Here is an 18,226-nt window from a genome sequence, read left to right as displayed (position 1 = left end):
TGGGAAGTGGAGGACCCCGGGACGGAACACGGGGTGGGAAGTGGAGGACCCCGGGGAAGAACGGTGGAGGGGGACGCGGAGGCGGGGCGGGAACCGGGGTCGGAGGGGCCCCGGCAGCACGGTGGCGGACGGGTGCCGGGCACACGGGGCCCGGGTCGCGGAGGAGCACCCGGATCCCGGAGGGCCGACCGGCTCCGCACGAGGACCCTGTTCCGCACGGGCGGCGGAGCGGACGTCGCGTCCAACAGAAGAGCTCCCCGGCGCGGTGCCGGGGAGCTGCTCGTGCGGTCCCGTCCGCGGCGTCGCGGACGGGAGCGGGGAGGTCTAGGGCTGGTCGCCGGAGTTGCGCTGGTCCCAGCGCTGCTCCAGGTTCTGCAGGAACGGCGAGCTGCGCCGCGGCTTGCGCTCCCCGCCGCCGGAGGCCTTGCCGGAGCGCAGGGTGGCGAAGTAGACGCCGGCGCCCATCACGATGAAGCCCAGGACGCCGACCAGCACGGACTTCAGGGCGACCCCGCCCAGCAGGACCAGCAGACCGACGACCGCGATCACGATGCCGAGGACGATGTTGCGGGTGGAGGCGCCCTTCAGGGCACGGGAGCCCATGCTCGTGGCGAACCGGGGGTCGTCCGCGTGGAGCTGCTTCTCCAGCTGGGCCAGGAGCTGTTGCTCGTGCTCGGACAGTGGCACGTCATGCCTCCTCATCCTTCGGTTGCGGGCTGCCCGGCTGATCCGGCACCGCAGTGCTACCAGGATAGACCGTCGGGTGGGGAATTGGCATCGCGGACGCGGCTGTCAACACCCTGCGAGTTCGGACCGGGGCGGCCGGGCGACGCCCCCGGCGCGGGTACCGCCGGCCCGGCCCCGGGGGCACCGCGGGTCCCGGCGGGCCGCAGCAGGCGGGCCGGACCGAGCCGGCCCGGGCCGAAGCGCGCGTGCACCCGGTCCATGGCCTCCTCCGCCGCGCGCCACTCCTCCTCCCGCCCGTCGAGACTCAGCTGCAGGGCGTCCCCCGCGGGCTCGAGGCGCTCGGCGCGGATGCCGATGAGCCGGACCGCCTGGGGGCGGCGGCCCAGCTCGGTGAGCAGCGCCGTGCCGTGCTCGTGCAGGTCGTGCGCGGAGGTGAAGGGCTGGGCGAGGGTGCGGGAACGGGTGATGGTGCTGAAGTCCGCCCAGCGCAGCTTCAGGCCCACGCGCCGGGCCCGCAGCCCCTGCCGGCGCAGCCGCGAGGCGGTGCGGTGGCTCAGCCGCAGGAGCGTCTCGTGCAGGACCCGGGTGTCGGCGACGTCCTGGGCGAAGGTCTCCTCGGCGCCGAGGCTCTTCTCCTCCCGCACGGGCACGACCGGGCGGGGGTCGCGCCCGGAGGCGAGCTCGTGCAGGTGGTGCCCCGCGGCGGGACCCACGAGCCGGACCAGGCGGGGCACGGGCACCGCGGCGAGGTCGCCCACCGTGCGCAGGCCCGCCCCGTTGAGCACCTCGGCGGTGCGGGCGCCGACGCCCCACAGCGCGGAGACGGGCAGCTCCGCGAGGAAGGCCACGGTGTCCTCGGGCTGCACGAGCAGCAGCCCGTCGGGCTTGGCCCGGGTCGAGGCGATCTTGGCGACGGTCTTGGTCGCGCCGATGCCGACCGAGGCGGTCAGGCCCAGCTCCTCCCGGATCCGGGCGCGCAGCCCGCGGGCGATGCCCACCGGGGGGCCGAGCCGGCGCACGGCCCCCGAGACGTCGAGGAAGGCCTCGTCCACGCTGATCTGCTCGACGAGGTCGGTCAGCTCGGCGAAGGTGGCCATGACCCGGCGGGAGACCTGCTCGTAGGCCTGCCGGTGCGGCTCGAGCAGGACGGCGGCGGGGCACAGCGCCCGCGCCCGGGCCAGGGGCATCCCGGAGCGCACCCCGTAGGCGCGGGCCTCGTACGAGGCCGAGAGGACGACCGAGCGGTGCCCGGCGGCGGCGACCACCACCGGCCGGCCCCGCAGGTGCGGGGCGGTGAGCAGCTCGACGCCCACGTAGAACATGTCCATGTCCACGTGCAGGACCGCGCACGAGCGCCAGCGGGCGAGGCGCTGCTCGCGCGCCCGGGCGTCCTGCTCGGTCATGGCTGCTCCGTCCTCCTCCGGGGCGCGGTCCGCCGGCCGGGTGCACCGGTGCGGTCGGGTGCCGGCACGCCCCGCCCCGGGCCGGTCCCGGGGCGAGGACAGCATAGCCAGCGCCCCGGACATCCCCGGCGCGGGTCCCGGGTCCTTGGTTAGGCTGGGGCGGATCCCCGGGGCCCGCCCCGCCGCCGCACCGAGATGAGGTCGACCCGCCCATGACGTCCCCCTCGCACCCCCGCGACACCGTCGACCCGGAAGCCGCCGTCCCGCCCGCCCCCGCGGCGGAGCACCGGGAGGCCTTCCGCGCGGAGGACGCCGCGCACCGGGAGCTGCTGCACGGGGAGCTCGAGGCCTTCCTGGACCGCCAGCGCGGGGTCCTGGCCGGGATCTCCCCCGACGCGCTGCCGCTGCTGGAGTCGGTGGCGCAGCTGTCCTCCGGCGGCAAGCGGCTGCGGGCCCGGCTGTGCTACTGGGGGTGGCGGGCCGCCGGCGGAGCGGCCGGGGAGCCGGCGGTCGCCCGCGCGGGCGCCGCGCTCGAGCTCTTCCAGTCGGCGGCGCTGATCCACGACGACGTCATCGACCGCTCCGACACCCGGCGCGGGGCCCCCAGCGTCCACCGCCGCTTCGAGGCGCTGCACGCCGAGCAGGGCTGGGCCCTCGACGGCTCGGCCTTCGGCACGGCCGCGGCGATCCTCGCGGGCGACCTGTGCCTGTCCTGGAGCGAGCAGCTGTTCACCGCGGCCGCGGGGGCGCTGCCCGGCGGCACGCGCGCGCGGCAGGTCTTCGACCTGATGCGCTCCGAGGTGATGGCCGGACAGTACCTGGACGTCCAGGGCGAGGTGGCCGGCGCGGCCCAGGACCGGGCGGGTGCGGTCGCCCGGGCCCTGGACGTGGTGCGCTACAAGTCCGCCAAGTACTCCGTGGAGCACCCCGTGGCCCTGGGCGCGGCCCTCGCCGGGGCGGACGAGGAGCTGCTGGCCCGCTGCTCGGCCTTCGCCCTGCCGCTGGGCGAGGCCTTCCAGCTGCGCGACGACGTGCTGGGGGTGTTCGGTGACCCCGCCACGACCGGCAAGCCCGCCGGCGACGACCTGCGCGAGGGCAAGCGCACGGTGCTCGTGGGGTTCGTGCGCCGGCTCGGCGGCGAGGAGCAGATCGCCCGCCTCGAGCAGGCGCTGGGCCGGCCCGACCTGGACGCGGAGGAGGTTGGGCGGCTGCGCGGGATCATCGAGGACTGCGGGGCGCTGGGCGCCACGGAGGAGCTGATCGACGACCTCAGCCGCCGGGCCGCCGCCGGCCTCGACCGGCTGGGCGCCGACCCGGTGGCGGAGGCCGCCCTGCGGGCGCTGGCCGAGGCCGCGGTCCGCCGGGCGGCCTGAGGCACCCGCCGCAGGGCCCGTCCGGGGACGCGTCACCCCACGGTGTCAGGGTCGTGGCGCCCCCGGCGCCGGGCGCGCGCGGGCGGCGCTCACCAGGCGAGGGCCTGGGCGCGGCGGCGGACCTCGGTCTTGCGCCCGGCGCGCAGGGCGTCGACGGGGCGCCCGGGCAGGGAGTCGTCCTCCGCGAACAGCCAGCCGATCGCCTCGACGTCGGTGTAGCCGGCGTCGCGCAGCACGGCGATCGTGCCCCGCAGCGGGTCCAGGACCCCGTCGTCGACGAGGAACGCCGCGGGCACGCGGCGGATCCCGTCGTGCGGGTTCCGCACGGCGAGCAGGGTCCCGTCGTCCACGAGGCCGTGGACGCGGGTGACGACGAGCCCGAGCCGCTCGGCGACGTCGGGCAGGGGCAACCACTCCTGGACGAGCCCGTCCAGTCGGTCGAACTCCTCGGTGCTGATTCCGGCTGTGCGCTTCACCCCCTCAGGGTGCCACGTCCGGCGCCGGGCGCGCACGCGCGTGCCGCCCCGGCCCCCGCGGCGTGCCACGCTATGCTCGTCGGGCGGAGATCGCCGAGCCTTCCGCGCCGTCCCCGATCAGCGTCAGAGAGCCCTCCATGCCGTTCCCCCCCGACAGCGACACGACCGCCCCCGACGACGCCCCGCAGCACCCCGCCCCCCGCGCCCCCGAGCCGGCCTGGGGCCGCCGCACCCGCGCCGCCACCGCCGTCGCGGCCCTGGCCGCCCTCGGCGGCGGGACGGCCGCGCACGCCGCCCCGCCGGCACCCGTCGCCCACGTGGCCGCGGCGCCCGACCCGGCCGGTGCCGCCGACGAGGACGGGCCCGTCCACGTGGTCTCCCCCGGCGACTCGCTCTGGTCCGTCGCCCGGCGCCACGACGTCGAGGTGGCCGAGCTCATGCGCTGGAACGACCTGTCGGGGGCCGCGCTGCTGCACCCGGGCCAGCGCCTCCGGCTCGCCGCCGAGCCCGCCCCGGCCACCGGGGACGCCCCCGCCCGCCCCGCGGAGCGAGCCGCGGCCCCCGCGCCGGCCGAGGACTACACGGTCCGGGCCGGGGACTCCCTGTGGAGCATCTCCCAGGCCCACGGCGTGGCCGTGCAGCAGCTGCTGGAGGACAACGACCTCACCGTCGGCTCGCTGCTGCGGCCCGGCCAGCGCCTCGCCCTCGGCGGCGCCCTCACGCCTCAGCAGGCCCCGGAGCCGGCCGCGGCCCAGCCCCCGGCCGCCCAGCCCCCGGCCGCCCAGCGCCCGGACCCCGAGCGGGCCGTGGGCAGGACCTTCCTGGGCCGCACCTACGACGACCCCGTCGTCGACGCGGCCAACCGCCACCACGCCGAGCTCGCCGCCCGTCCCGCGCCCTCGCGCGAGCAGGTGCGGGCGATGGTGCACGAGACCGCCGAGCGGATGGGCGTGGACCCCGCCCTGGCCCTCGCCCACGCCTACCAGGAGTCCGGCTTCGACCACCGGTCGGTCTCCCCCGCCGACGCGGTCGGGACCATGCAGGTCACCCCCTCCGCCGGCGAGTGGGCCTCCGGGATGGTGGGGCGGGAGCTGGACCTGCTGGACCCGCAGGACAACATCACCGCCGGAGTGGCGATCATCCGCCAGCTCGGGCGCAGCGCCCCCTCCCGCGACGTCGCGATCGCCGCGTACTACCAGGGTCTGCACGGGGTGCAGAAGTACGGGATGTACAAGGACACCAAGCAGTACGTGCGGGCGGTCAAGGGCCACGCCCGGGACTTCGCCCGGTGAGCCTCCCGCCAGGGCCCCAGCGATCCTCCAGCGCCGCGGCCTAGGCTGGTCGCGTGCAGCATCCCGTTCCCGACCGCCTCAGCGGCACCGTCCTCGAGGGCCGCTACGAGCTCGGCCCGCGGCTGGCCCGCGGCGGCACGGCCACCGTCTACCGCGCCCGCGACCGCCGGCTGGACCGTCCCGTGGCGGTCAAGCTGCTGCACCCCCACCTCGCCGAGGACGCCGGGGCCGCCGAGCGCTTCGCCCGGGAGGCCCGCGCGGCCGCGCGGCTGTCCCACCCGCACGTCGTCTCCGTGCTCGACCAGGGCCGCTCCCCCGACGGCACGCCCTACCTGGTCATGGAGCTCGTGGAGGGCCCGACCCTGCGCCGGGTGCTGCGCGAGCGCGGCGCCCTGCCCGTGCCCGAGGCCCTGGACGTGCTCGAGGCGCTGCTGGACGGCCTCGCCGCCGCCCACCGCGCCGGGCTCGTGCACCGGGACGTGAAGCCCGAGAACGTGCTGCTCGACGCCGGGGGACGGATCACGGTGGCCGACTTCGGCCTGACCCGGGCGGCCGACCAGCACACCGGCACCGGCACTGTGCTCGGGACGGTCGGCTACGCGGCCCCCGAGCTGGTCATGGGCCGGAGGGTCGACGCCCGCTCCGACGTCTACGCCACGGGGGTGGTGCTGTTCGAGCTGCTCGCCGGGCGGCGGCCCTTCGACGGCCCGCCCCTGGTCGTGGCCCGCGCCCACGCCGACGGGCCCGTCCCCGACGTGCGCTCCGCGGCCCCCGGTGTCCCGGCGCCCGTCGCGCACCTCGTCGCCCGGGCCACGGCGCACGACCCGCAGGACCGCCCGGCCGACGCCGGCCGCATGCTCGAGCAGCTGCGCGCCGTGCGGGCCGCCCTCGGCCGCGAGCACCCCACGCAGGTGCTCGGCGCCCGTCCGCCCGCCGGGAACGACCCCACCGAGGTGCTCGGCGCCCGTCCGCCCGGCGGGAACGACCGCACCCAGGTGCTGGGCACCCGTCCGCCCGGCGACGGCGGGAGCACCCGCGTCCTCGGTGCCCGGCACGTCCCGGGAGGCAGCACCGCCACCGAGGTGCTGCGCCCCGGCGACCCCACCCGGGCGCTGGGCACCCGCCGCCCGGAGCGGCAGGAGCGGGGCGCCTCCGGCTCCACGGACCCGTGGCGGCCGGCGGTCGAGCTGCGCCCGGCCCGGCCCCTGCGCACCGCCGGCGTGCTCGCGGTCGCGGCGCTCGCGGTGGCCGCGGCCGCCTTCCTGGGCTGGCTGCTCGGCTCCGGCCCCGGCGCCCCGGTGGCCGTCCCGGACGTGCGCGGCACGGGCACGGAGCTGGCCGAGCAGTACCTCGCCGGCGCGGGCCTGCGCAACGTCGTCGTCCGCGAGTCCCCCGACCCGACGGCCCCCGAGGGCACGGTCGTGGGCACGGACCCCGCGCAGGGCTCGGCGGTGCGTCCCCTCGAGCAGGTGGTGCTGATCGTCTCGACCGGACCCGAGCAGGTGGTCGCCCCGGACGTCGTGGGAATGGGCGTGGAGGAGGCCGGGGACCGGCTGGCCGACGCCGGTCTGGAGCCGGGCGAGCGGACGGAGGTGCCCTCGGCCGCGACCGCCGGGACGGTCGTGGGCCAGGAGCCCGCGGCGGGCACCGCCGTGGCGCGCGGGGAGTCCGTGCTGCTCGCCGTCTCCGCCGGGCCCCGCGCGCAGGAGGCCCCCGGGGTGCTCGGCGCCCCGGTCGCCGACGCGGTGCGCGAGCTCGAGGCCGCCGGGTGGCCCGTGGTCGTGGAGGAGCCCCTGGGCGTGTCCCTGGGCGTGGTCGTGGCCCAGGAGACGACCGCGGACGGGGTCGTGCTCACCGTCCTGTGAGGGAGCGGCGGGCCCGGCCCCGTCCGGGCGGCGCTCAGCGGCGGGAGAGGTAGCCCGCCACGAGGAACGCGATCTCCAGCGACTGCATGTGGTTCAGGCGCGGGTCGCACAGGGACTCGTAGCGGTCCCCGAAGGAGGACTCGTCCACGGGGTCGGCGCCGCCGAGGCACTCCGCGACGTCGTCGCCGGTCATCTCGACGTGGATGCCGCCCGGGAAGGAGCCGATCGCCTCGTGCACCTCGAAGAAGCCGCGCACCTCGTCGACGACGTCGTCGAAGTTGCGGGTCTTGTAGCCCGAGGGCAGGGAGACCGTGTTGCCGTGCATCGGGTCGGTGACCCACACGACCTTCGCCCCGGAGCGCTCGACGGCCTCGACCAGCGGGGGCAGCTTCTCCCGGATGTTCTTCGCGCCCATGCGGGTGATGAACGTCAGGCGGCCCGGCTCGCGCTCGGGGTCCAGCTTGTCGATCAGCGCCAGCGCGTCCTCGCCCGTGGTCTTCGGGCCGAGCTTCACGCCGATGGGGTTGCGCAGCCGGGAGAGCAGGTCGACGTGGGCGCCGTCGAGCTCGCGGGTGCGCTCGCCGATCCACAGGAAGTGCCCGGAGGTGCCGTAGGGCAGGTGGGTGCGGGAGTCGATGCGGGCCAGGGCGCGCTCGTAGTCCAGCAGCAGCGCCTCGTGCCCGGCGTAGAACTCCGTGGTCCGCAGCGCGTCGAAGTCGGCCCCGCAGGCGTCCATGAACTTCACGGCACGGTCGATCTCGCGGGCCAGCGACTCGTAGCGGGCGTGAGCCGGGTTGGTGGTGAAGCCCATGTTCCAGGCGTGCACCCGGCGCAGATCGGCGAAGCCGCCGGTGGTGAACGCCCGGATCAGGTTCAGGGTGGAGGCGGAGGTGTGGTAGCCGCGCACCATGCGGCGGGGATCGTGGGCGCGCGACTCCGGGGTGAAGTCGAAGCCGTTGACCATCTCCCCGCGGAAGGAGGGCAGGGTGGTCCCGTCGCGGGTCTCCTCGCCGGAGGAGCGGGGCTTGGAGAACTGCCCGGCCATGCGCCCCATCTTCACGACGGGCATGGACGCGCCGTAGGTCAGGACCACGGCCATCTGCAGCAGCGTCTTCACGCGGGCGCTGATCCGGTCGGCGGTGGCGCCCTCGAAGGTCTCGGCGCAGTCGCCGCCCTGGAGGAAGAAGGCCCGGCCGTGGGCGACCTCCGCGAGCCGGGCGCGCAGCTGGTCCACCTCGCCGGCGAACACGAGCGGCGGCACGGAGCTGAGCTCCTCGATCGCGGCGGGGAACTCCGGGTGGTCGTGCCAGGTCGGCTGCTGGTCGGCGGCCAGGTCCCGCCACGCGTCGAGCCCGGGGTAGTCGGCCGCGGAGGGCACGGGGGCGGCGGACCGGCTGAGGGCGTCGGGAACGGTGAAGTCGAGCATCGTGTCTTCCTATGTCTCGTCCGGCCGGGGCCGGACGGGGGATCAGGGTTCGGTGGTCCGGGCCGCGTCCTCGCCCGGCACGGCCGGGGAGTCGCGGTGGGTGAGGGAGTCCGCCACGTGCCGGGCGGACTGGGCGGCGGTGTGCGCCGCGCTGCGGGCCTTGTCCTTGGCGGTGCCGAGCATCTCGGCGGCGGCCTGCTTGGCCTCCTGGCGCTTCTGCTCCGCGAGCCGGCGCTTGTGCTCGGCCGCGTAGACGTCGACGTAGACCTGGCCGGAGAGCGCCTGGATGGCCCGCATGATCTCGTCGGTGACCTCGCGCAGGACCGCGTGCTCGCCCTGGCGCCCGCGATATCGGGAGAAGTCGAGGGGCTCGCCGAAGATCGTGGTCACGCGGGTGCCGCGCCGGGGCAGCGGCAGCCGGGACCCGATGGGCTGGACCTTGTCGGTGCCGACCATCGCGATCGGCACCACGGGCGCCCCGCTCTCGAGGGCCAGGCGGGCCACGCCGATCTTGCCCTTGTACAGCCGCCCGTCCGGGGAGCGCGTGCCCTCGGGGTAGATCCCGAGCAGCCGGCCCTCCTGCAGCGTGCGCCCGCCCGCGCTCAGCGAGCGCGCCGAGGCCCGCCCGCCGGAGCGGTCCATCGGGATCTGGTTGATCGCGCGCATGAACGCCGCCACGACCCGGCCCTTGGCCCCGGGGCCGTTGAAGTAGTCCGCCTTGGCCAGGAAGAACACCTGCCGCGGCACCGCCACGGGCATGAACACCGAGTCGGAGACGGACAGATGGTTGCTCGCCAGGATCGCCGGCCCCTCGGTGGGGACGTGCTCCAGCCCCCGGACCTCGGGCCGGAAGGCGAGGGCCACCAGGGGGCGGACGACGTAGCTCCTGAGGAACATGTAGACCATGGGCAGAGGGCTCCTTCGTGCGGGGCGGCCGGCCGCGGGGGCTCCTGCCGCGCGGACGGTCTCCGGGCTGGGCACATTCTCTCACGTCCGCGCGGGGCCCGTGCGACGCCGGCCGCCGGGCCCGGTCCGGGCACGGCCGGACCGGCGGGCGCCGGGCCCTCTCGCGTGCGCACGGGCCACCGCGGAGATGCCGCCCCGCGCGCCGTCCGGGCGCTCCCCCGCCCGGACGGCGCGGGAGCCGGGCGGGGCGCCCCCACCGGACCCGGCGGCCTGTCATCATGGAGCCATGACGCCTCCCGTCGCGGACCACCTCCTCCCCCCGGACCCCGCCGGGGAGCCCGGGGCGCTCTCCCCCGCCGAGCCCTTCGAGCTGCCGGCCGCGGGGCCGGCGGCCGCGCTCGTGCTGCACGGCTTCACGGGGGTGCCCCACAGCGTCCGCCCGTGGGGGCGGGCCCTGCACGGTGCGGGGGTGCACGTGAGCGGGCCCCTGCTGCCGGGGCACGGCACCCGCTGGGAGGACCTGGCCGGGACCCGCTGGGAGCAGTGGCGCGACCACGCGGCGGCGCACGTGCGCCGGCTGCGCGCCGAGCACGACGTCGTCGTGGTGTGCGGGTTGTCCATGGGCGGGGCCCTGGCCCTGCACCTGGCGGCGCTGCTGCCGGTGGACGGGGTGGTGGCGCTCAACCCGGCCCTGTCGGTGGTCAGCCGCACGGCCCGCCTCGCCCCCGCCCTGCACCGGCTGGTGCCCTCGGTCCCCGCCGTGGGCGACGACATCTCCCTGCCCGGGGTCACCGAGCACGCCTATCCGCGCACCCCGGTGGCCGGCGTGGCCCAGCTGGGGCGGTTCATGGTCCGCACCCGGCGCCTGCTGCCGTCCGTGACGGTGCCCGTGCTGGTGCTGCGCTCCCGCGCCGACGGCGTGGTCTCCGACCGCTCGCACGAGCACGTGCTCCGGTCGGTGGGCGGCAGCGTGGAGCTGGTCCGGCTGGACGGCAGCCGTCACGTGGCCACCCTGGACCGGGACGCGGACGTGGTCCACGCCCGGTCGGAGCGGTTCGTGGCGGACCTCGTGGCGGGGACCGACCCGGTGACGGGGCGCCCGCTGTCCGGGGCCGGCCCGGTGGACCGGGCCGGCCCCGTCGCCGGGGGCGCCCGGTGAGCGGGACGACGGGCCGCGGGCCCGACCCCGACGACGAGTGGGCCCGGATCGTGGCGGAGCTCCAGGACGTGCGCCGGGCCGGGGACCGGCACCTGGACGGGGCCCGGGACCGCTCCCCCGAGCAGGCCGTCTTCGGGGACGCCCCCGGGGACCCGGTCCCGGAACGGCCGGTCGGGGACGGCCGGGGCGCCGGGGCCGTCCAGGGCGCGCCGGCGGCGGACGAGGACGACGAGGACGCCCCCTACTCCCCCGACCCGGGCCCGGTGGTGCGGGGCATGCGCCGCGGGGCGCTGCTGGCGTGGACGGTGCTCGTGGGCGTGCCCGTGCTGCTGGTGGTCCTGACCCTGCTCCCCGGGCCCCTGCCCGGGTGGGTCACGGGCACCGGGCTGACGGCCGTGCTGGTCGCGATCGGGCACCTGCTGCGGTCCCTGCCCGAGGACCGCGACGACCTCGACGACGGCGCCCGGGTCTGAGCCGGCCGCCGCGGGCGCGCTCACTAGACTGGCGGCAGCACCGCCCCGTCCCAGTGCCCGCAGCCGAGGAGAGCCCCCCCATGCACCACGTCGTCACGGACGCGTTCGTGGACCCGCCCGTGCACCGCTCCGTCACGGACTTCCTGCTCGCGCAGGCCGCCCGCCCGGAGGACCCGCAGCTCTACGCGGTCCTCGCCCCGGACGGCACCTCGCGGCCCGTGCACGCGCAGGAGGTCCACGCCGCGGTGCGGGGCCTGGCCCGGGGGCTCGTCGCCGCCGGCATCGAGCCCGGCGACCGCGTGGCGATCCTCGCGCGCACCTGCTACGAGTGGACGCTCGCGGACCTGGCGATCTGGTACGCCGGGGCGGTCCCGGTGCCCGTGTACGACTCCTCCTCCCTCGAGCAGATCGCCTGGATCCTCGCCGACTCCGGGGCCCGGGCCGTGTTCGCCGGGACGGAGGAGCTCGCCCGCCGCGTGCACGCCGCCGGGGGAGACACCGGGACGGCCCGGCGGGTCTGGCGCCTGGACGGCGCCGACCTCGACGAGCTGACCCGCACCGGCGCCACGGTCGACGACGACGAGCTGGAGGCGCGGCGGGCCTCCCGCGGCCTCGACGACGTCGCGACCCTCATCTACACCTCCGGGACCACCGGCCCGCCCAAGGGCTGCGAGCTCACGCACGGCAACTTCGTGCGGCTGTGCGAGGACACCGCCCTGCTGGTGCCCGGGATCGTCCACCCGGGGGCGCGCACGCTGCTGTTCCTGCCCCTGGCCCACGTCTTCGCCCGGTTCGTGGAGGTCATCGCGCTGCACACCGGCACGGTGCTGGCCCACACCCCGGACGTGAAGCACCTCATGGCGGACCTCGAGGCCTTCCGGCCGACCTTCGTGCTCGCCGTCCCGCGGGTGTTCGAGAAGATCTACCAGGGGGCGCGGCTGCGCGCCGAGCAGGGCGGGCCGCTGCGGCGGCTGGTCTTCGCGCGGGCCGCCGCGACCGCCGTCGCCTTCTCCCGGGCCCGGCAGGCCGGGCGCCCCGGGCCCCTCCTGCGCGCCCGGCACCGGCTCTACGACCGGCTGGTCTACGCCCGGCTGCGCGCGGCGATGGGCGGGGAGGTCACCCACGCCGTCTCCGGCGGGGCGGCCCTCGGGTCCCGGCTGGGGCACTTCTTCGACGGCATCGGGATCTACGTCGTCGAGGGCTACGGGCTGACCGAGACCACGGCCCCGATCACGGCCAACACCCCGGAGGTCGGCCGGATCGGGACCGTGGGCCTGCCCCTGCCGGGCAACGAGGTCCGGCTCGCCGAGGACGGCGAGATCCTCGTGCGCGGCGCCCACGTGATGCGCGGCTACCACGGGCGCCCGGACCTCACCGCCGCGGCCTTCGAGGACGGGTGGTTCCGCACCGGCGACCTCGGCTCCCTCGACGACGACGGGGTGCTGACGATCACCGGGCGCAAGAAGGAGATCATCGTCACCGCGGGCGGCAAGAACGTGGTGCCCAACGTGCTCGAGGACCCCGTCCGCGCCTCCGCCCTGGTCTCCCAGGTGATGGTGGTGGGCGACGACCGGCCGTTCGTGGCGGCGCTGATCACCCTCGACCGGGAGGTGCTGCCGGCCCGGCTCGAGCTGATGGGCCTGGACCCGGCCATGCCGGCGGCCGAGGCGGCCCGGCACCCGGAGGTGCTGGCGCACGTCCAGGACATCGTCGACCACGCCAACCGGGCGGTCTCCCGGGCCGAGGGGATCCGCGCCTTCGAGGTCCTCGGCACCGACTGGACCGAGGCCTCCGGGCACCTGACCCCCTCGCTGAAGATCCGGCGGGCGGAGATCGCGCGGGACTTCGCCGCCGAGATCGAGGAGATCTACTCCCGGCCCGCCCCGGTCCCCGGCACCGGGGAGCGGCTGCGGGAGCGGCTCTCGGGCGTCCACCTGCCGGGCCGGGCCTGACCCGACCCGCCGGGCCCGACCCGGGCGGGTCGGGCCCGGCGGGTCAGCGGCGGCCGGCGAGGGCCGCGGCGTCGAGGGGACTGTGCTCGGGGACCTCGAGGCCGAGCAGGGCGTTCTCCACGACCTCGCTCAGCGCCGGGTGGATCCAGTACTGCCCGCGGGCCATGCTCCCGGCGTCGAGGCCGAAGGACATCGCCTGCACGAGCGGCTGGATGAGCACGGAGGCCTCCTCCCCGATCAGGTGCGCGCCGAGCAGCCGGCCGGTGCCCTTCTCCGCGATGACCTTGCACAGCCCCGTCCGGTCCTCCATGGCCCAGCCGTAGGCGGTGGCCCCGTACTCCTGGACCTTCACGGTGACCTCGGTGCCGTGCTCGAGCGCCCAGTCCTCGGCCTCCTCCTGGGTCATCCCGACGGAGGCGATCTGCGGGCTGGTGAACACGGCCGAGGGCACGAAGCGGTGGTCGGTGGCCCGCAGGTCCTCGGGGTGCAGGAGGTTGTGCTGGACGGTGCGCGCCTCGGCGTTGGCCACGTGCTTGAGCTGGTACGGGGAGCTGATGTCGCCCAGCGCCCACACGCCCTCGGCGGGACGGCCGCCGGAGAGCGCCCGCTGCTGCTCGTCGACCGCCAGCAGCCCGTCCTCCCGCACGTCCAGCCCGCCCGCGGCGGCGTCGAGCACGTCCGTGTTGGGGCGCCGCCCCGTGGCCACGAGCACGACGTCGGCGGGCAGGCGCATCGTCTGCTCCGGGTCCTCCGGGTCGCAGAACGTGGCCGAGACGGCGGCCTCGCCGTCCGCGGCCGGCTCGACGCCGGTGAGCGTCCAGCCCATCTCGAGCTTCCACTGCCGGGACGCCTCCCGGGCGAAGCGCTCGGCGATCTCGGGGTCGTGGTAGCGCAGGATGCGGTGCGAGCGGTTGACCTGGGTGACCTTCGCGCCGAGGCTCGAGAACACGTGGGCGAACTCCGCGCCGATGTACCCGCCGCCCACGACGACGACGCGCCGCGGCAGCTCCTCCAGGCGCATGACCGTGTCCGAGGTGTGGACCTGCGGCAGGTCGATGCCGGGCACCTCCGGCAGGACGGGGCGGGAGCCGGCCGCGACCACGACCTGCCGGGCCGTGAGCTCGTCCCCCGAGGCCGTGCGCAGCGTCCGCGGACCGGTGAAGCGCACCCGCTCCTCGACGACGGTGACGTTCGGCAGCGACTTCCGGTACTCGAGGCCGCCGTGGGAGATGGCGTCGATCCGCCCGAAGATGCGGTCGCGCATCCCCCGCCAGTCGACCCCCGCCAGCTGCGCGTCGACCCCGAGGCGGCCGGCCTCCACCGCGTGGCGGGCCAGCGTGGCCGGATAGGCGTACATCTTGGTGGGGATGCAGCCGACGTTCAGGCACGTGCCGCCGAAGGTCCCGCCGTCCACGATCGCCACGTCCAGGCCCTCGTAGTCCTCGGTGAGGATGGAGTTCCCGGAGCCGGAGCCGATGATGATGAGGTCGAATGTCCGCATGCGGCCCATCCTATGCGCGCGGCCCCGCCCGGCCCGCCCGGGACGGGGCGGGCCGGGCGGGGCCGGCGGTGCGGTGCTCAGCCGTCGGTGCGCAGCACCAGCAGCAGGTCGCCGCCGGCGACCTGGGTGACGCCCTGCAGGGCCACCCGCTCGACCGTTCCGCCGGTGGGGGCGGTGATGGAGGCCTCCATCTTCATGGCCTCGATGGTGGCCACCTGCCCGCCGGCCTCGACGGTCTCGCCCTCGGCCACGGTCACGGTCACGGCCCCGGCGAAGGGGGCGGCCACGTGCCCGGGGTTCGACGCGTCGGCCTTCTCCGTCTCCGGCACGGCCGAGGCCACGGAGGTGTCGCGGACCTCGACCATGCGCGGCTGGCCGTTGAGGGTGACCATCACGGTGCGCATGCCCTTCTCGTCGGGCTCCGAGATGGCCTGCAGGGTCACGAGCAGGCGCACCCCCTTGCCCAGCGAGATGATGTGCTCGTGGTCGGTGGTCAGCCCGTAGAGGAAGTCGCGGGTGTGCAGCACGGAGACGTCCCCGTACTTCTCGCGGCCGGCCTCGTACTCGCGGGTCGGGCCGGGGAACAGCAGCCGGTTGAGCGTGGCCCGCCGGGTCGCGGAGTCCCCGGCCAGACCCTGCTGCTCGTCCTCGCTCAGCTCGGTCACCCCGACCTTCACGGTGCGGCCCTCCAGAGCCTTGGCGCGGAACGGCTCGGGCCAGCCCCCGGGAGGGGTCCCCAGCTCCCCGGCGAGGAAGCCGATCACGGAGTCCGGGATGTCGAACTTCTGGGGGTTCGCCTCGAACTCGGCCGGGTCCACGCCCATCCCCACCAGCTGCAGGGCGAGGTCGCCCACGACCTTGGAGGAGGGGGTGACCTTCACCAGCCGGCCGAGGATCGCGTTGGCGGCGGTGTACATGTCCTCGATCGCCTCGAAGCGCTCCCCCAGGCCCAGCGCGATGGCCTGCTGGCGGAGGTTGGACAGCTGCCCGCCGGGGATCTCGTGCCGGTAGACGCGCCCGGTCGGGGCGGTGAGCCCGGACTCGAACGGGGCGTACATCCGGCGGATGACCTCCCAGTAGGGCTCCATCGCGGAGATCGCCTCCAGCGGGATGCCGGTGTCCCGCTCGGTGTGCTCGAGCGCCGCGACCAGGGCGGAGGCCGGGACCTGCGAGGTGGTGCCGGCCATCGAGGCGTCGGCGACGTCCACGGCGTCGACCCCGGCGTCGATCGCGGCCATGAGGGTGGCCAGCTGCCCGCCGGCGGTGTCGTGGGTGTGCAGGTGCACGGGCAGGTCGAAGCGCTCCCGCAGCGCGCTCACCAGCTTCGCGGCCGCGGCCGGGCGCAGCAGCCCGGCCATGTCCTTGATCGCCAGCACGTGCGCCCCGGCCTCGACGCACCGGTCGGCGAGGTCGAGGTAGTAGTCCAGGGTGTAGAGCTGCTCGTCCGGATCGTTGAGGTCCCCGGTGTAGCACAGGGCGACCTCGGCGACCGCGGTCCCGGTCCGGCGCACCGCCTCGATCGCCGGGGCCATCTGGGAGACGTCGTTGAGCGCGTCGAAGATGCGGAAGATGTCCACGCCGGTGGCCGCGGCCTCGGCCACGAACGCGTCGGTGACCTCGGTGGGGTACGGGGTGTAGCCGACCGTGTTGCGCCCGCGCAGCAGCATCTGGATCGGGATGTTCGGCATCGCCTCGCGCAGCAGCCGCAGCCGCTCCCACGGGTCCTCGCCCAGGAAGCGCAGGGCGACGTCGTAGGTCGCCCCGCCCCAGGCCTCGACCGAGAGCAGCTGCGGGAGGGTGTGGGCGTAGGCCGGGGCGGCGGCGAGCAGGTCGCGGGTGCGCACCCGGGTGGCCAGCAGCGACTGGTGGGCGTCGCGGAAGGTCGTGGAGGTCACGGCCACGGCCTGCTGGGCCCGCAGGGCCTTCGCGAAGCCCTCCGGGCCCAGCTCCTGGAGCCGCTGCCGCCACCCGTCCGGCGGGGTGTGCGCCGAGGGCCCGTCGAAGGGCGAACGGTCCGGCTCCTCGCTCTTGTCCCCCGGGTGGGCGGGCAGCTTGGTGCGCGGGTCGATGCCCTCCACGCGCTCACCGTTGGGCTTGTTGACCGTCACCTCCGCGAGCCAGGTCAGCGCCTTGGTGGCCCGGTCCGCGGAGACCCGCGCCCGCAGCAGCTCGGGGCGCTTCTCGATGAAGTCGGTGGCGACGTCCCCGGCGAGGAACTCGGGGTCCCCGAGCACCGCCTGCAGGAACTGGATGTTGGTGGCCACCCCGCGGATCCGGAACTCCGCGAGAGCCCGCTGGGCGCGGTGCACGGCCGTGGCGTAGTCGCGCCCGCGGCAGGTGAGCTTCACGAGCATCGAGTCGAAGTGCGGGGAGATCTCGGCACCCGCGTAGATCGTCCCGCCGTCCAGGCGCACCCCGGCGCCGCCGGCGGAGCGATAGGCGGAGATCTTCCCGACGTCGGGGCGGAACCCGTTGGCCGGGTCCTCCGTGGTGATCCGGCACTGCACGGCCGTGCCGCGCACCGCGAGCCGGTCCTGGGCGATCCCGAGGTCGGCCAGGCTCTCCCCCGCGGCGATGCGCAGCTGGGACTGGACGAGATCGACGTCGGTGACCTCCTCCGTGACCGTGTGCTCGACCTGGATCCGCGGGTTCATCTCGATGAACACGTGCTGGCCGGCCCGCTCGCCGGCGGTGTCCACGAGGAACTCCACGGTTCCGGCGTTGACGTAGCCCAGCTCCTTCGCGAACCGCACGGCATCGGTGTGGAGGGCCTGCCGGATGCCCTCGTCGAGGTTCGGGGCCGGGGCGATCTCCACGACCTTCTGGTGGCGGCGCTGCAGGGAGCAGTCGCGCTCGAAGAGGTGGACGATCCCGCCCTCGTCGTCGGCGAGGATCTGCACCTCGATGTGGCGCGGGCGCAGCACGGCCTGCTCGAGGAAGACCGTGGGGTCCCCGAACGCCGTGTCGGCCTCGCGCATCGCGGCGGCCAGCGCCTCGGGCAGCTCCTGCGGGGTCTCCACCCGGCGCATGCCGCGGCCCCCGCCGCCGGCGACCGCCTTGACGAAGATCGGGAAGCCGATCCGCTCGGCCTCGGCCAGCAGCGCGTCGGGATCGGCGGACGGCTCCGAGGACTCCAGGGTGGGGATCCCGGCCCGCTTCGCGGCCCGCAGGGCCTCGACCTTGTTCCCGGCCAGCTCCAGGATCTCGGCCCGCGGGCCCACGAAGGTGATCCCGGCGGCCTCGGCCGCCCGGGCCAGGTCCGGGTTCTCGGAGAGGAACCCGTAACCCGGGTAGATCGCATCGGCCCCCGACTCCTTCGCCACGCGCACGATCTCGTCCACGTCGAGGTAGGCCCGGACGGGGTGGCCCTCCTCGCCGATGCGGTAGGCCTCATCGGCCTTCTGCCGGTGGATCGAGTTGCGGTCCTCGTGGGCGTAGACGGCCACGGTCTTGGCACCGAGCTCGTAGGCGGCCCGGAAGGCCCGGATGGCGATCTCGCCGCGGTTGGCGACCAGGATCTTGGAGAACATTGACACCCGTCCCGCGCCCGCCGCGTCGCAGGCGCTTGTTCGCTGGATTTCGTGCAGAGCGAGGACCGCGGCCGGGGTGGCCGGCCGGGGTCCGTGGCACACAGTCAACCACGCCGGGGACGGGACGGCGTGTGTCGGCTGTCACACGCGCCGGTCTGGCCGGGGCGCAGGCCGGGCCGGCCG

The 18,226-nt window shown here is 76.1% G+C and carries 13 protein-coding genes; 6 read left to right on the top strand and 7 right to left on the bottom strand.

All coding sequences use genetic code 11. The features are described from left to right. Positions 1–324: 324 nt before the first annotated feature. Both AS188_RS08940 and dinB read right to left on the bottom strand, forming a co-directional pair. Positions 325–687: a DUF3040 domain-containing protein gene (locus AS188_RS08940; RefSeq protein WP_058858560.1), complete on the bottom strand. Its 363-nt coding sequence runs from the start codon at positions 685–687 to the stop codon at positions 325–327. Between the two features lie 56 nt (positions 688–743). Then, positions 744–2,090, bottom strand: a complete 1,347-nt coding sequence (dinB, locus tag AS188_RS08935) for a DNA polymerase IV (protein ID WP_058858559.1) — start codon at positions 2,088–2,090, stop codon at positions 744–746. A 212-nt stretch (positions 2,091–2,302) separates the two neighbouring features. On the opposite strand from dinB, the gene AS188_RS08930 reads away from it, so the two are divergent. After that, positions 2,303–3,463: a polyprenyl synthetase family protein gene (locus AS188_RS08930; RefSeq protein WP_083529359.1), complete on the top strand. Its 1,161-nt coding sequence runs from the start codon at positions 2,303–2,305 to the stop codon at positions 3,461–3,463. Between the two features lie 89 nt (positions 3,464–3,552). Here the strand turns inward: AS188_RS08930 and AS188_RS08925 are convergent, their stop codons facing one another. Then, positions 3,553–3,939, bottom strand: coding sequence for an Rv2175c family DNA-binding protein (locus AS188_RS08925; RefSeq protein WP_058859838.1), 387 nt, complete (start codon positions 3,937–3,939; stop codon positions 3,553–3,555). 137 nt (positions 3,940–4,076) lie between these two features. Here AS188_RS08925 and AS188_RS08920 point away from each other — a divergent pair, with 137 nt between their 5' ends. Continuing rightward, positions 4,077–5,231, top strand: coding sequence for a lytic transglycosylase (locus tag AS188_RS08920; RefSeq protein ID WP_058858558.1), 1,155 nt, complete (start codon positions 4,077–4,079; stop codon positions 5,229–5,231). 53 nt (positions 5,232–5,284) lie between these two features. Further along, entirely contained in the window at positions 5,285–7,096 is a 1,812-nt protein-coding gene (gene pknB / locus AS188_RS08915; protein WP_058858557.1) for a Stk1 family PASTA domain-containing Ser/Thr kinase, read from the top strand. Positions 7,097–7,130: 34 nt separating this feature from the next. Here the strand turns inward: pknB and AS188_RS08910 are convergent, their stop codons facing one another. Both AS188_RS08910 and AS188_RS08905 read right to left on the bottom strand, forming a co-directional pair. After that, positions 7,131–8,522 carry a class II 3-deoxy-7-phosphoheptulonate synthase gene (locus tag AS188_RS08910; protein WP_058858556.1) on the bottom strand — a complete coding sequence of 464 codons (1,392 nt, stop codon included), beginning with the start codon at positions 8,520–8,522 and terminating at the stop codon, positions 7,131–7,133. A gap of 42 nt (positions 8,523–8,564) precedes the next feature. Next, complete coding sequence (locus tag AS188_RS08905; RefSeq protein ID WP_058858555.1) at positions 8,565–9,428, bottom strand: lysophospholipid acyltransferase family protein; 864 nt, start codon at positions 9,426–9,428, stop codon at positions 8,565–8,567. Positions 9,429–9,714: 286 nt separating this feature from the next. On the opposite strand from AS188_RS08905, the gene AS188_RS08900 reads away from it, so the two are divergent. From AS188_RS08900 to AS188_RS08890, 3 genes are all read left to right on the top strand, one after another. Beyond that, positions 9,715–10,587, top strand: a complete 873-nt coding sequence (locus AS188_RS08900; protein ID WP_058858554.1) for an alpha/beta hydrolase — start codon at positions 9,715–9,717, stop codon at positions 10,585–10,587. Further along, positions 10,584–11,060, top strand: coding sequence for a hypothetical protein (locus AS188_RS16895; RefSeq protein WP_058858553.1), 477 nt, complete (start codon positions 10,584–10,586; stop codon positions 11,058–11,060). The genes AS188_RS08900 and AS188_RS16895 overlap by 4 nt, the downstream gene beginning before the upstream one ends. An 80-nt stretch (positions 11,061–11,140) precedes the next feature. After that, on the top strand, positions 11,141–13,012 hold the full coding sequence (locus AS188_RS08890; RefSeq protein ID WP_058858552.1) for an AMP-dependent synthetase/ligase: 1,872 nt from the start codon (positions 11,141–11,143) through the stop codon (positions 13,010–13,012). A 43-nt stretch (positions 13,013–13,055) separates the two neighbouring features. Here the strand turns inward: AS188_RS08890 and AS188_RS08885 are convergent, their stop codons facing one another. Continuing rightward, entirely contained in the window at positions 13,056–14,513 is a 1,458-nt protein-coding gene (locus tag AS188_RS08885; RefSeq protein WP_058858551.1) for a mycothione reductase, read from the bottom strand. A gap of 77 nt (positions 14,514–14,590) precedes the next feature. Further along, complete coding sequence (locus tag AS188_RS08880; protein ID WP_058858550.1) at positions 14,591–18,043, bottom strand: pyruvate carboxylase; 3,453 nt, start codon at positions 18,041–18,043, stop codon at positions 14,591–14,593. Positions 18,044–18,226 lie beyond the last annotated feature (183 nt).

It is taken from the genome of Kocuria flava (genome assembly GCF_001482365.1).
Lineage (GTDB): Bacteria > Actinomycetota > Actinomycetes > Actinomycetales > Micrococcaceae > Kocuria > Kocuria flava.
This window is presented reverse-complemented; position numbering and strand designations above follow the sequence as displayed.

Coding starts and splice junctions, on each gene's coding strand:
- dinB (WP_058858559.1), bottom strand. CDS start 2,090: ATGACCGAGCAGGACGCCCGGGCGCGCGAGCAGCGCCTCGCCCGCTGG.
- AS188_RS08930 (WP_083529359.1), top strand. CDS start 2,303: ATGACGTCCCCCTCGCACCCCCGCGACACCGTCGACCCGGAAGCCGCC.
- AS188_RS08920 (WP_058858558.1), top strand. CDS start 4,077: ATGCCGTTCCCCCCCGACAGCGACACGACCGCCCCCGACGACGCCCCG.
- AS188_RS08910 (WP_058858556.1), bottom strand. CDS start 8,522: ATGCTCGACTTCACCGTTCCCGACGCCCTCAGCCGGTCCGCCGCCCCC.
- AS188_RS08905 (WP_058858555.1), bottom strand. CDS start 9,428: ATGGTCTACATGTTCCTCAGGAGCTACGTCGTCCGCCCCCTGGTGGCC.
- AS188_RS08900 (WP_058858554.1), top strand. CDS start 9,715: ATGACGCCTCCCGTCGCGGACCACCTCCTCCCCCCGGACCCCGCCGGG.
- AS188_RS08890 (WP_058858552.1), top strand. CDS start 11,141: ATGCACCACGTCGTCACGGACGCGTTCGTGGACCCGCCCGTGCACCGC.
- AS188_RS08885 (WP_058858551.1), bottom strand. CDS start 14,513: ATGCGGACATTCGACCTCATCATCATCGGCTCCGGCTCCGGGAACTCC.
- AS188_RS08880 (WP_058858550.1), bottom strand. CDS start 18,043: ATGTTCTCCAAGATCCTGGTCGCCAACCGCGGCGAGATCGCCATCCGG.